The sequence below is a fragment of the Prevotella marseillensis genome (assembly GCF_900625065.1).
Classification (GTDB): Bacteria; Bacteroidota; Bacteroidia; order Bacteroidales; family Bacteroidaceae; genus Prevotella; species Prevotella rara.
Genome location: NZ_UYXY01000001.1, coordinates 3,364,004 through 3,377,061 on the forward strand (window position 1 = coordinate 3,364,004; position 13,058 = coordinate 3,377,061).

The 13,058-nt window shown below is 52.2% G+C and carries 7 protein-coding genes; 1 reads left to right on the forward strand and 6 read right to left on the reverse strand.

The window, feature by feature from the left end:
* Nucleotides 1–61: 61 nt before the first annotated feature.
* The 3 genes from EJL04_RS13290 to EJL04_RS13300 all read right to left on the reverse strand — a co-directional run bounded on the left by EJL04_RS13290 (nucleotide 62) and on the right by EJL04_RS13300 (nucleotide 3,414).
* Entirely contained in the window at nucleotides 62–1,369 is a 1,308-nt protein-coding gene (locus EJL04_RS13290; RefSeq protein WP_125105244.1) for an acetylxylan esterase, read from the reverse strand.
* A 221-nt stretch (nucleotides 1,370–1,590) separates the two neighbouring features.
* Nucleotides 1,591–2,478 (reverse strand): helix-turn-helix domain-containing protein, encoded by an 888-nt coding sequence (locus EJL04_RS13295; protein WP_125105245.1) that lies wholly within the window; start codon nucleotides 2,476–2,478, stop codon nucleotides 1,591–1,593.
* A gap of 30 nt (nucleotides 2,479–2,508) precedes the next feature.
* Nucleotides 2,509–3,414 (reverse strand): helix-turn-helix domain-containing protein, encoded by a 906-nt coding sequence (locus EJL04_RS13300; RefSeq protein ID WP_125105246.1) that lies wholly within the window; start codon nucleotides 3,412–3,414, stop codon nucleotides 2,509–2,511.
* Between the two features lie 235 nt (nucleotides 3,415–3,649).
* Here EJL04_RS13300 and EJL04_RS13305 point away from each other — a divergent pair, with 235 nt between their 5' ends.
* Entirely contained in the window at nucleotides 3,650–6,124 is a 2,475-nt protein-coding gene (locus EJL04_RS13305) for a DUF3943 domain-containing protein (RefSeq protein WP_241210000.1), read from the forward strand.
* Nucleotides 6,125–6,679: 555 nt separating this feature from the next.
* Here the strand turns inward: EJL04_RS13305 and EJL04_RS13310 are convergent.
* The 3 genes from EJL04_RS13310 to EJL04_RS13320 all read right to left on the reverse strand — a co-directional run bounded on the left by EJL04_RS13310 (nucleotide 6,680) and on the right by EJL04_RS13320 (nucleotide 12,955).
* A complete protein-coding gene (locus EJL04_RS13310) occupies nucleotides 6,680–7,234 on the reverse strand; it encodes an NUDIX hydrolase (RefSeq protein WP_206429391.1) in 555 nt (184 codons plus the stop codon).
* Nucleotides 7,235–7,297: 63 nt separating this feature from the next.
* Nucleotides 7,298–8,944 (reverse strand): RluA family pseudouridine synthase, encoded by a 1,647-nt coding sequence (locus tag EJL04_RS13315; RefSeq protein WP_125105248.1) that lies wholly within the window; start codon nucleotides 8,942–8,944, stop codon nucleotides 7,298–7,300.
* Nucleotides 8,945–9,466: 522 nt separating this feature from the next.
* Nucleotides 9,467–12,955, reverse strand: coding sequence for a rhamnogalacturonan endolyase family protein (locus tag EJL04_RS13320; RefSeq protein WP_125105249.1), 3,489 nt, complete (start codon nucleotides 12,953–12,955; stop codon nucleotides 9,467–9,469).
* Nucleotides 12,956–13,058 lie beyond the last annotated feature (103 nt).

Here is a 13,058-nt window from a genome sequence, read left to right on the forward strand (position 1 = left end):
AAGTCGCCATTCACCTATGTCCTGTGATGTAGCCGGCTTTTATTTCGCCATACATAAATTATTATTTAAGATGCTTCAGCATCCATTCCATCTGTCCGTATTCAGTGTCGTCAGATGTCCAATGCTCGTTGATAGGCGTCAGCAGCGCTTCTTTCGGACAACTTAGAGTGTTCCATACGGCATAGCTTGTTGTCGGCGGACAAGTGTTGTCGTTATATCCCCAAGTCATATAAGTGTCGGCTTTCACGTGGCGCGCAAAGTTTACGACGTCATAATAAGCCATGGTCTTCATGTTGTTCTCGGTGAGCATGCCCTCAATGCGGTTGAAGTGAGGATATCCGCCGGTAAGTCCGGCGCTGTATGCCGCCATGTCGCTCAGCGCGGGATGATTGACAATGCACTGCGTCACGCGGCTGTCGAGTCCGGCAGCCACCAGCGCAAGCGCTCCGCCCTGACTGCCTCCCTGCACGATTACGTTGCGTCCGTCCCATTCAGGCAGCTGCGTCAGCAGGTCGATGCAGCGCACAAGAGCCAGATAGACGCGCTTCATGTAGTAGCGGTCGCGGTTGTCTATGCCGTTGGCAAGATAGCCGTTCTCCTTGCCGTTGAATGCTTTAGATATGTCGTTGAACATCTCCTGACTCATTCTCGGGTCGAGTCCGTGAATCTCCATCTCCATTCTTATACATCCGTTCTCGGCATAATACTTGTGGCGCAGCGGCTCCTTTATGGTCTTTATGCCTGCTCCCGGAGGGCACAGCACCACCGGACAGCTGCCCTTTGCGGCGTTTTTGGGATAAAAGAGATATGCATATACGGCCTGTTTCTGCTTGTTGAGCGTCAGTTTCACGAGGTAACAGTCAATCTTGTCGGTGCAATATTCGTCGGCTCTTTCCTTTGTATATTTCAGCGGAACGGCCCTCATGTCCTCAATGTTCTTGTTCCAGAAGTCCGTAAAGTCGGCAGGCTCCTTGGTGTAAGGCCTGATTTTATCTACTGAAAATCCCACTTTTATGTGATGTTCGTAGGTCTTGCCGTCAACCGTGGCCTTCAGTCTGAGGTCGCGGAAGCCCGGAGTCTTTCTCGTTCCCATGTCAATTGTGGCCCTTCCGCCGTTGAGTTTCACAGAGCCTTTCTTGTCAGCCTCCAGCATGTCGTCGGCTATTTCGTAGTTCACCTTGCAGTCTCTCGGTATGCCGTATTTATACAGCTGCACCTCAATCTTAGCCTTTTCGCCCGTCTGATAGAGCCAGTCGGCATGGTCGGGCACGGTCAGCCACAGATAGTCAGAGCGGTAAGGATAGTTTTCGGCTGCGGCATATAGCCATGCAGCAACGGCAAAGATAAGCGTAAAAACAATTCTTTTCATTGGTTGTAGTATATTAGTTTTTGTGCAAAGGTAATGCAAACAGCCTTAACGGCAAAATAAATCAAGGCTAATCAGCATTTTTGTTGAGGCTTTGGTGAGGGGGAATTGATGAGAGGGATGGGACTTATGCGACCATGTGAACTTATGATTTGGAGTTATGGGGATGTTGGTTATTGGGGCATTTGGGTGCATTGCGGCACCCAAATGTTTACTGTCCGCCGTCAGCCGTTGCGGTATTCATGGGGCGTGCAGCCTGTAATCTTCTTGAAAACCGTGTTGAAACAGCTCTCGGCACAGAATCCCAGCATCGACGCTATGTCGCCTGCCGTCATGTCGGTAGACAGCAGCAGTTCCTTTGCCATCAGTATCCGCCTCAGCTGTATGTATTCGCTCACGCTCTTTCCCGTCTCGTGCTTCATCATGTCGTTGAGATATTCGGCCGACATTTTCAGTTCGGGCGCTATCCGGCATGCCGTCAGCATGCTCTGCGTGGCGGCCTTGCCCGAGCGCAGAAAGCCGTCTATTATGCCGTCAACGGTCTTTATTGCAGCCGTGTTGGCCTCGTGGCGGGTGATAAACTGGCGTGTGTAGAACCTCTGACAATAGTTGAGCAGCAGTTCGATGCAGTTGCTTATTATTGCCTTGCTGTATTCGTCTACGCCCCATTTCAGCTCGCAGTCGATGCCGTCGAGACATCTGCCTATCACCTTCAGTTCGCAGCACGACAGATGGAGCGCCTCGTCCGTGTGGTATTTAAAGAACGAGAAGTCCTTTATCCTCATGCCCAGCGGCGTGCATCTTATTATGTCGGGATGAAATATCAGCATCCTTCCGCCGCACTGTCTGAGGTCTATCTCGCTTGCAGGCGTGGCAAACGTCATGGTGGCTTCGGAGAAGTCGTAGTAGTGCTGTCCGCATTTGCCGGCGGTGCATCCGTCGCTCACCACCTTCACCGCATAGCAGTCGGTGGCCATGTTGCGGCAGCTGCTCTTGCCCGACATGTCTATCAGGCTCACCTGCGGATGCCTCGTCTCCTTGTCGAAGGCGCGGTTGCACTCGCACACATAGTTTGTCGTGTCGCAGATATGGCGCATTGTGTCTCTCGTCATCTTGTCTTTTCAGCGTTAGCCGTCATCGTCCTACACCGATGCCTTGCGGTATTCGCTCGGCGTCATGCCCGTGTTGCGCTTGAAATAGCGGTTAAAGTGCTGCGAATACTGGAAGCCCAGACCGTAGCTTATCTCGTTGATTGTCTTTCTTGTACCCAGCAGTTCGTCCTTTGCCAGGTCCATAATCTTGTTCTGTATATACTCCTGCGGCGTGCGTCCCGTCTCGCGCTTGATGAGATCGCCGAAGTAGTTGGGCGACAGGAAGCATTTCTCTGCAAAATATTTCACCGTAGGCAGACCGTTCACTGCGGCCGTATCGCCCTCGAAATAGCCGTCGAGCTCGTTCTCAAACTTGGTCAGAATGTCGCGGTTAACCACCTTACGGGTGATAAACTGGCGCTCGTAGAACCTCATGCAGTAGTCGAGCAGAAGTTCGATGTTGCGGCATATCAGCTTCTTGCTGTGGTTGTCTATCGGGCGTTCGGTCTCAATCTTGATTTTCTCGAGACAGTCCTTGTATATCATCTTCTCCTGTTCCGACAGATGGAGCGCCTCGGTTGACGAATAAGAGAAGAACGAATACTGCTTTATCTCCTGTCCAAGCGACGTGCCGCGTATAAGGTCGGGGTGAAAGAGCAGGCCGAGAGCGTTGGGCTCATAGTCGGGTCTGTGCCTGACATGGACAACCTGTCCGGGCGCAAAGCTCGTAACCGTGCCCTCCTGATAGTCGTAGGGCATGCGGCCGTAGGTTATGTCGCCGCAGTAAGTCTGCTTCAGGAACAGGGCGTAAACGCCGTAATAGTAAGACACCTCCTGCGGAAATGCCTTCTTGTCGGCCTTCTTCAGGTCTACCACTGCCACGAGCGGATGCTTCGTCTCAAAGCCCATCGCCTTGTTGTATTCGTCGATGGAGTTGAATTTTATCAGGTTTTCCATGCTTAAATAGTTTATTCTTTCTTGTTGAACTTCAGCCGGCTGCAGCGCATAGGGGCTTATGCCGTGTTGCCTGCTGCTTGCCGATGCTAATGCAAAGATACTTCTTATCGGCATAACAGCGTGTGTACGATTTACTGAATTTGTTATATTTATTACTTTTTCAGCAGTTTTTCGCCTCCTTATCGCATATTGTTATACCAAATGTTTACCTTTGTGTAGAATTTCACAAATGTTTATGCACACACCCGGTTACCGTTTCCGCCGTGCCATGAGGCTGTTGCCCGTGTTGCTGTCTTTGGCAACATGCGCCGGCGTTTATGCCCAAGACTCGCTCAAATACAGACGCCACGACCTGGCGCTGACCATAGGACGCACCGACAGCAGCGCGGTGCGCATGTCGTATCTTAACGTCGGTCTGCTCGGTGGAGCCGCCCGTCTGCACGGCTTCCAGCTCAATGCCATGACGTCGTTTGTCGGCAGGGAGATGCACGGAGTGCAGCTCTCGGGCCTGTCGGGTGTGGCGATGAACATGCGCGGCGTGCAGCTTTCGGCGTTCAGCAACGTCAGTCTGTCGCCCTTCAGGGGCCTTCAGCTTGGCGGAGTTACCAACATATCGCGCGGCGTGGGCGGCGGAATGCAGCTATCCGTGCTGGCCAACATCAGTTCGAAGGTGATGCGCGGCGCACAGCTCGGCACGTATAACTATGCCGACACGCTGCGGGGATGGCAGATAGGACTGGCCAATGTCTGCATGGAACATCCGCACGGCGTGCAGCTCGGACTGGTAAACTACAGCCGCGACACAGTGGCGCACAAGATAGGACTGGTGAACATCAACCCCAAGACGAAGGTAGACTTCATGTTCTTTGGCGGCAACAGCAGCAAGATTAACGCCGCATTCAGGTTCCGCAACCGCAGCACTTACAGCATAGTTGGTGCCGGAACGCATTACATGGGGCTCGACGAGAAGTTTTCGGGCGCGCTGTATTACCGTCTTGGACAGTATTTCAACCTCGGCCGCCGCTGGTCGATCAGCGCCGATGCGGGCTTTTTTCACATAGAGACCTTTCAGCACAATTCGGCCGACAAGCCCGAACGCCTATACTCGCTGCAGCTGCGCGCCAACGTAGACTACAGGCTCAACGACAACATCGGGCTGTTTGCGTCGGCAGGATATGGCTTTACAAGATATTATGAGCATAACCGGAAATACCGCAACAGGGCCATAGTTGAGGCGGGACTGACCTTTGCCTACAACCGCGGCGGACTGAAGGGCAGGGCAAGTGATGACGAAACGGAGGCAGGCGTAACTGATTCGGTGTCGATATATGCCTTCGACAACCCTGAGAATATGAAGAAACGGCCGTGGAAGGCGGCTGCCGAGGCTGTCGGAATAAACGTGCTCGTGAACTGCTTCGACCGCTTTGTGCTGTGCGAAGACTTTGCCAAAGTTAATCTGAGCAGCATCAAGGAGAACTTCAAGACGGGCTTTGTGTGGGACAACGACCAGTTTTCAACCAACCTGTTTGCCCATCCTTACCACGGCGGACTATATTTCAACGCCGCCCGAAGCAATGGCCTGAGCTTCTGGGAGTCGGCGCCTTATGCCCTTGGAGGCAGCCTGATGTGGGAGCTGGCGTGCGAGGTTGAGCCGCCTGCAATAAACGACCTCATGGCGACAACCATCGGCGGAATATGCATAGGCGAGGTAACCCACCGCGTGTCTAACCTCATTTACGACGACCGCGAGCGCGGAATGCGCCGCTTTCTGCGCGAGTTTGCCGGTGCGCTGGTGTGCCCCATCCGTGCGTTCAACCGCATATTGAGCGGCGATGCGTGGCGTGTGCGCCATGATTATTACAAATATCACGACTACAGCCGCATACCTGTGGCCTTCACCGTGTCTGTAGGCGACCGCTATCTTGCCGACGAGGGCGGACTGTTCAGGGGCGAGCACAATCCGTATGTTGACCTGTGGCTGCGCTACGGCGACGCATTCAACGGCGAGGAGAGCAAGCCTTACGACTATTTTACGGCCAACGTAACCTTCGGACTCAGCGGCAACCAGTCGCTTATAAGCAGCGTTCATCTGTTAGGAAAGCTGTGGGGTGTAAACTTTTACGACGAAGAGGAGATGACGGCGGTGTTCGGTCTGTTCCAGCATTTCAACTATTACGACTCTGAAGCCGTCAAGGAAGGCACGTCGCGTGTGCCTTACCGCATATCCGAGGCAGCCAGCTTCGGTCCCGGTCTTATCTACCGCTTCCCCAAGGTGGGCAACGTCGGGCGCATGGAGCAGCGCCTCTTTCTCGACGCCATACTGCTCGGAGGCTCGCTGAGCGACTATTACAACGTGATAGACCGCGACTATAACATGGGCAGCGGATTCAGCGCGAAGGCACAGACCGTGCTCGAGTTTCCGCGCTTCGGCAAGTTTACGCTCAACGCCGACTTCTACAGCATATACACATGGGTGGGATATGAGGACAAGGACCTCGAGAACACCGACCCGCTGCACCTCAACGCGCAGGGCGACAAGAGCAGTGCGGCGCTGCTGGTGATTAATCCGCGCCTGCAGGTTTATCTCAGAAAGAACTGGAGTCTCGACCTGTTTGCATCGTATTATATGCGCGAGACAAGATATAAATACCACGACAACGTGCGCTCGGAGACTTTCGAGGTGAGGATGGGACTTAGCTACAGTTTCTGATAACGTCATGTCTGTGCCGGAAAAACGATGGCAATGACATGCCGTAGACATGGTTTAATGTGGCTTGTTGCTGCCGTTCGGTTTGTCAGTCTAGATGAAGAACAAATATAGAGTGTGCCGCATTTAATGGTTAACAACCGTTAAGTGCGGCACATCTGGTTTAACATAAAAAGGGCGAAAAACGGCTTGTGAAATCTTTTTCGCAGGTTTTCGGCCGAAAAATCGGTGTTTTCTTGTGATTTGTGTAATGTATTGTCAGTCAATACGTTATCGCTTTATGTATATTGAATGGCCATAAACTAAATTATAAAACATGGCCTTTTACATTGCAAAAGGCCGTCTCTTGCAGCGTAAAAGGCCGTGTTTCGTATGGTGAAAGGCTGCTTTTTGCAACCTGTTTCACTGCTTTATCACCTGTATTTCAATGTAAAATTGTGCAGAATAGACCTCCTGTCTGTATTTGATAAGCACATTCGCACACTCTGAAGACATTTGTCTTTTCTAAAAGGCGCACTTCTGACGCATCTCTAAATGTTAACGTCCGTCGGCTCTATGTTAACGGATGTTTAGCTGATAGAAGTATTTCCACAGCGGCGCAGCCATCAGACTCTGTTTTATTTCGTCGTTCACGAGCAGTTGCATCACCTCGTCCTTGGTCATAACATGCACCTCGATGTCCTCCGTTCGGTCGAGATGCTGACTGCCAACCTTCTCAACGCCCGTAGCCACAAAGCAGTGGGTTATGTTGTTGGTAGTGCTTGTGTTGCCCGATACGGCCATCAGTTCGTGCCATTCTCCTCCGGCATAGCCTGTTTCTTCGAGCAGTTCGCGGCGCGCGGCGGCCTCAGGGTCTTCGCCCTTCTCGCACACACCGGCAACAATCTCGAAGCAAGTCTGGTCTATTCCGTGGCGATATTGTCTTATCATCACCATGTTGCCGTCGGTTGTCAGCGCTATCACGTTGATCCATGTGGGGTATTCCAGCACGTAGTATTCATCGTTAACGACGCCGTTGGGCAGTTCCACGGTGTCGCGGCGCGCCGTCAGCCACGGCCTTTGTATAAGATATTCGCTTTTCAGCGTCTTCCATTTCATGTCGTCTTCCATAATGTATCTCCTTTATGTCTTTATTTTCCCTGTGTTCGGATTTATTACGCCTGTATGCCGTCTTTATCAGTCTTGCGGCATTATAATGCGTCTGAATCCGGCAGGGCGCTCAAATGTCATTTCTTTGCCTGTGGCAGGATGGCGGAAGGTTATTGCCTCAGCGTGCAGATACAGGCGGTCGGCAGGGTGGCCGTAGAGGCTGTCGCCTGCTATCGGTGTGCCAAGTCCGAGCCTGTGTGCGCAGTGAACGCGCAGCTGGTGGGTGCGTCCGGTGTGTGGAAACAGCTCTATCAGCGTGCGTCCTGCTGTCTGTCCGATAATCTTATAATCGGTTACGGCAGCCTTTCCGTTGTCGGTGTCCACCTTCTGATACGGGCGGTTAAGCGGGTCGGCGATGAGTGGCAGACTTATTCTGCCGCTTTTTTCTGCCTTGGGTGTGCCGTCGAGCAGTGCCACATAGCGCTTGCTGATGCTTCTTTGGCAGAACTGCTCCTGCAGGTTCTTGTATGCCTCTGGCGTCTTGGCAAGTATTATCAGTCCCGATGTGTCCATGTCGAGGCGGTGAACGGGCACAGGCTCGTAGCCTTCGACATAGTTTTGGGCTATCAGCGATGCTGCCGACTGGCGGTCAGACTTGCCTCTGACAGACAGCATTCCGGCAGGTTTGCATGCCACGATGAGCCATTCGTCTTCATAAACAATCTCGGGCTGCCGCTGTTCGGGCGCCTGTCGCGGGTCGGGATCAACGTCGAGGCCCTGCAGCATGTGCGTTAGTATGGGCAGACATTTGCCTCGGCAGGCAGGATAATAGTGCAGATGGTGGCGTATTTCGCTCTTTGGCGAGTCGCCCCACCAAAACTCCGCCATGCACACCGGGTGCAGATGGTTGAGATAGGCATGCTGAAGCAGCTTTGGAGCGCAGCAGTCGCCGGCTCCTGCTGGCGGCACGTGCTGAGGCGTGTCGGCAAATATTGAGCATAGTCCGCGCCGCTCTCCGCGTGCGTTGAGCATGTTGTATTGTTCAAAGAGCCAGTGTTGCAGACTGTCTGACATGGCCTTACGCTTGGCTTTCAGTTGCCTTATCTCGTCCTGAAACGGCTTTAGCCGTGCCTCACATTCGGCCATTTGCTCTTTGTTCCGCTTCTTCATGCGGTGCAGTTCAGCCTTCATAAAGCGGCTTTCGTTCAGCATCCGTTCCTCCTCTTCGGGCGTTATGGGCGCGCCGCTCTGCCTTTTTGCATCGCGTGCTGCCTTTGCCTCCTTTATTTTCAGCCGGTATTGTTCCTCCTCCGCGGCTGTTTCGGTCTTGCAACTCTCGAGTTCATGCAGGGTGTTAAGATAACTTTCGCCCTTCTCAATGCCGTCAATCGTGCGGTTTATGGCCGAAATACGTGCCTCGTTGGTCTTGAAATATCCGTCAACCGGCGTGGCATCGAACACCGGCGGCACAAAATAAGGATGGTCGTTGCTGCCGTCGAGCAGTCCTGAAAATGCCGCCGTGAAGCCCAGTCGGCCTTCTTCGTCCTCAGCGACAAGCACCCCGAACATCTTGCCGTGCTGCAGTTCGTAGCGCCATTTGTCCACTCCTGCTATATATCTCTGCACCTCTCCGGCGGCAAGCAGGCAGAGCGGATGAGGCTCGTAGCAGAAAGGGAAGGTGAACTTCTGCGGCTTCGGTATATCGGTGTGTATGGGATGAAACTCTGTAAGCATGATGCAAAGATACGTAAAGACCGCAGCTGAGCCAAATGTAAGCCGCAGTTTTTTGACCGCTCCGTGTCTTCACGGGCTGTGTATGCATGCGGGCCGTCCGGCGGAATGGCAGACATCGGCTCTCCGTCTGACAGTGATTTATTGGCGGTTTGGGCATGCTGGCCTGAATGAATGTGCGGCTCGGGACTGTTGGCGAGGTCGTTCAGCGCTGCGCTCGGTTGAGGGCTGTAATCCCAAATCTGGGATCAGACTGCGTATAGCTTTATCAATTTTGTGCCTTTATGCTTTCAGTCTGTCTTTTTGTTTTTATCGGTGTCTTTTAGTTAGCTTCTTCTTGACATAGTCCGCTATGCCTGCGAGAAATCTAACCAAAATCCGTTCAATATAAAGCAAAAACCTAGACCGAATACTAATAACCGATTTCGGATAAACGGAACGAGGCATCCCGACCATTCGGGATGCCTCGTTGTAGGTTGATGTTGCGTCGGACATGTGTCGGTCCGGGCACATTATGTAGTCTTGTTATTTAACGACAAACTTCTTTCCGTTCATGATATACACGCCTTTCTTCAGCTTCGATGTGTCGCCGTTGCGGGCTGCTATCTGTCCGTCTACTGTGTAGATGTCGCCTTTCTTCAGGCTGTCGCTGCCGTCGTCGGTGAGAGATGTTATTCCCGTAGTCTCTCCGTATTCAACAGAGTTCGACTCTGCCGACTCGTCTTCTCCTGTTGTTGCCGTTACTGTATATATGCCGTTGGCAGCATTCTCTACGACAAACGATGTGGCTGTCAGGCCTGTCTGTATCGGCATGCCGTCTCTGTATACCGTATATGTAACTCCGTCTGCCTCAGGGGCGCTTGCCTTCTCGGTGTCAATCTTTTGGTCGGCAGCCTTTATTGTGGCTGATATTGCCCAGTTGTAGTTAAACTTATAGTCCTTGTTCATCGACTTCCAGTAGCCCGGAGTGCCTGAAGCCGAGATGAGGTCGCTGTAATAGTCAGCCACGGTTGGGCCGTCGTCGCATACGAGAGGCTTAACTCCCGACATGTAAGACAGGTGATAGCCCACGCCGATGTCCTTGCCTTCAATGACCTTTACTGGTTTGTTCAGGCGCACGGTGTTGGCTCCTACATTGAGCGTAGATACGTTGATGTCCTGCATGTAGACAACGTTGTCGCCATACATAACCACAGCTGCCGCGGTCTGTAGGTCGGTAGAGTTCAGTCTGAAGTTAATGTGTGATATCTCCTGGCCCACCTTGTCGGCCATCTCTGCTGCCGGGAATTTTATCACCATATAGCCTTCAACGACATTGCTGCCGGTCATGCCGAATGCCATATAATTTCCGCTGCCGTTTTCGTAGGTAAGTACGGGCGCCTCGCTAACGGGCTTCCATGTCAGGTTAAGGTTCTTTCCGTCTACTGCTCCGCGCAGGTCGTAAGGTGCCTGGGTGCGCTGTGCAATGGTGTTTCTGAATGTCATGAGGTCGCTTGCTGGCGATTCCCATCCGTTTTCGTATACAGACGTTACGTAGTAGTAGATAATACCGTATTCGGTCAGTGTCTCGGCATAGCTCGTCTCTGTTGTTTCGAGCAGCATGTCTCCGTTTCTGTATATGCGGTAGCTCTTCACCTTGGGCTTGTCTGCATTTGCGGCAGCGGCCTTGACAGGCTCTTTTGCCGTACAGATGCCAAACTCCATGCCCTCAGCATCAGCCGTAGCCTTCGTCTTTATGATTACTCTCTCCATGTCATTGCCGTTGAGCTTGACGCTGCTAAGCCTTGCAGCCTTGACCTTCGACGGGCTTTGTGCAGAATTGTCGTCGATTATCAGTGCGCCGATAACTACGTTCATGCCCTTATAGTCAGAGGCTATCGTGCTGAGGTTGAGCCATGAGCCTGCGCCTCCCGCAAGGTTGACTACGGCTCCGCCTTCAGCCTCCGGACCTGCATCGAGCAGTATCGGTGTGGTGTTGGCTGGCAACGTGGCCTCATAAGCGAGGTAGATGTCCTTTCCTTCGGGCACCTTTACGTCTATTTCTCCATCGAAGTCAAGGGTGTAGAGATAGCCGGGAGTTATGTCGTTCTTGGTTAGCTGCTTCTCATAGAGCACTTCTCCGCCCTCTGCAATAATCTTTAGCTTGAATTCGTCGAGGTTATCGCCGAGGCCGAATGTGAGCGAATGGAACTTGAATCCGGCATATTCAGCCAGTTCTTCTTTCGTAAATCTTGCTCCGTAAAGCAGCGGCATCTCCTCTGCAAAGCCTGCAATGTAGGTTGCTCTGCTGTAGTGTTTCAGCTCATAGGCATTTGAACTCCATGCTATGTTAATGTTCTTTCCGTCCTGACTGTTGTTCACGATGGTCGGAGCCTTGTATTCTTCAGGCAACGTGTATGTGAGATATGCGGTCTCGGCGTCTGATTTCTTGCCGCCTTCTCCTTTGGTTACAACGGCATATTGGTATGTTCCGAGGTCAGAAACAACGTCGGTATATGACGGGCCTGCTACGTTTTCGGCAACTAACTCGCCGTCGCGGTAAATGTCATATCCCGTGATGTTCTGCGGCTCTGATGCCTGACTGCTGAGCGCTTCTACGTCTGCTGACAGCATGAAGTTGCCCGGTATCTTGCCTTCAGACAATGTCTTCCAGTATGGACTCGACTCGGCAAAGCCCTTAGAAGACGGACTTGAGGTTGAGAAGCTGTTGCCCTTCACCTCTATTGCCTCTGTGTTGTCTACGCCAACGGGGTGGCCTTTGGCTGTGTGGGTGTAGTAAAGACCGAATGCATAGCCGTGGCCTATCTCCATCTTGTAAGGCTTTTGCAGCGCGAACTTGTTCCATTCGTTGGTCTTTATGGCTGTAACCATGTCGGCGCTGACCTCTTCAAAATAGTCGATGACGCCGTCTTTCATTATGAAGGCGGTTACAGAATTTATCGTGCCGTCGTTGAAGACGTATGCATTTATGGCTGTAATCTGATGGTCGGGGAATGCCGCCATGTCTGTAGCCGAGAACTCATGCTTGATCCATACTTTAGGCGATGTGCTCGAGGTGCCGCCTATTCCGTTGGATACTTCTTTGCCGCTCCATGTCATTTCGGCACCGCGCTTTAGCGGACTGCCCCATGTTATCGTGCCCGACAGGTTGTCTGCCTTGCCTGATATGCACGGAACCGGAGGCATGCAGCCGTATACTGACAAGGTGCTGGCCAGTGTCTTGGCAGACATCTTCTCGTCGGCGTCATACACGGCAGACACCTGATATTCATGTTGTCCGTCGCTTTCGCCATTAAGGGTGTAGCTTGTGGCATCGGCAATAAGCTCGCCGTTGACTTTCTCGCCGTCGCGGTAAACGTTGTATCCCTTAGGTTCTCCGGTAGAATTGTTTGCGAGAACGGCAGTTATGAGGAAGTCGCCCGGGCCGTCGCTGTGCCATGTTTCTCCGTCGTATGAGTATAGATTGCCCTTGCCGTATGTAGGAGCGCGGTCGCAGATGGCAACCATGTCGAGGTTTCTTCCGTATGAGTATTTGATTGATATCAGCACTTCCTTGCCCTCGGGGATGGTGTATGGCGTGTCAAACTTTACGTTTCTCCATGAGTTTTTCTCAAATCCTGCGAGGTCGGCGGCCTGCTCATACACCGGCGTACCGTCTTCGAAGATAACCACTGAGGCTTTGTACGCTTCGCGATATTCCCAGTAACGTACATCGGTAATGGTTTGTCCGGCATAGGCTGCAAGTTCAGATGCGCTGAACTTACTTGCGGCATAAAACTCGATTGACCCTTCAGGATCTTTCAGTACGCCGTCCATGCCATTGTAGTCCTCGTCATCGTGCCACTGCAGAATGATGTTGTCTGTTGGCTTCTTCCAACTTAGCGTTACGTCAGAGAAGGTAACATCGGCCTTAAGACTGTGAGGCTGACCGTTTTGCGCATGGATTTTCTCCGTCCCTGAAAACCCAAAAGCAATTGAAAAAAGTACAATTGCGCGTAAAATGTTCTTTTTCATAGGGCTGTGATGATTTAAAATAAAGCAGCAGGTTAATAAGCTTCCGACTTGTAATAAATAGGTTAATTATCTTGTCTCGGATCTACATTCAGCAGCGCCACTA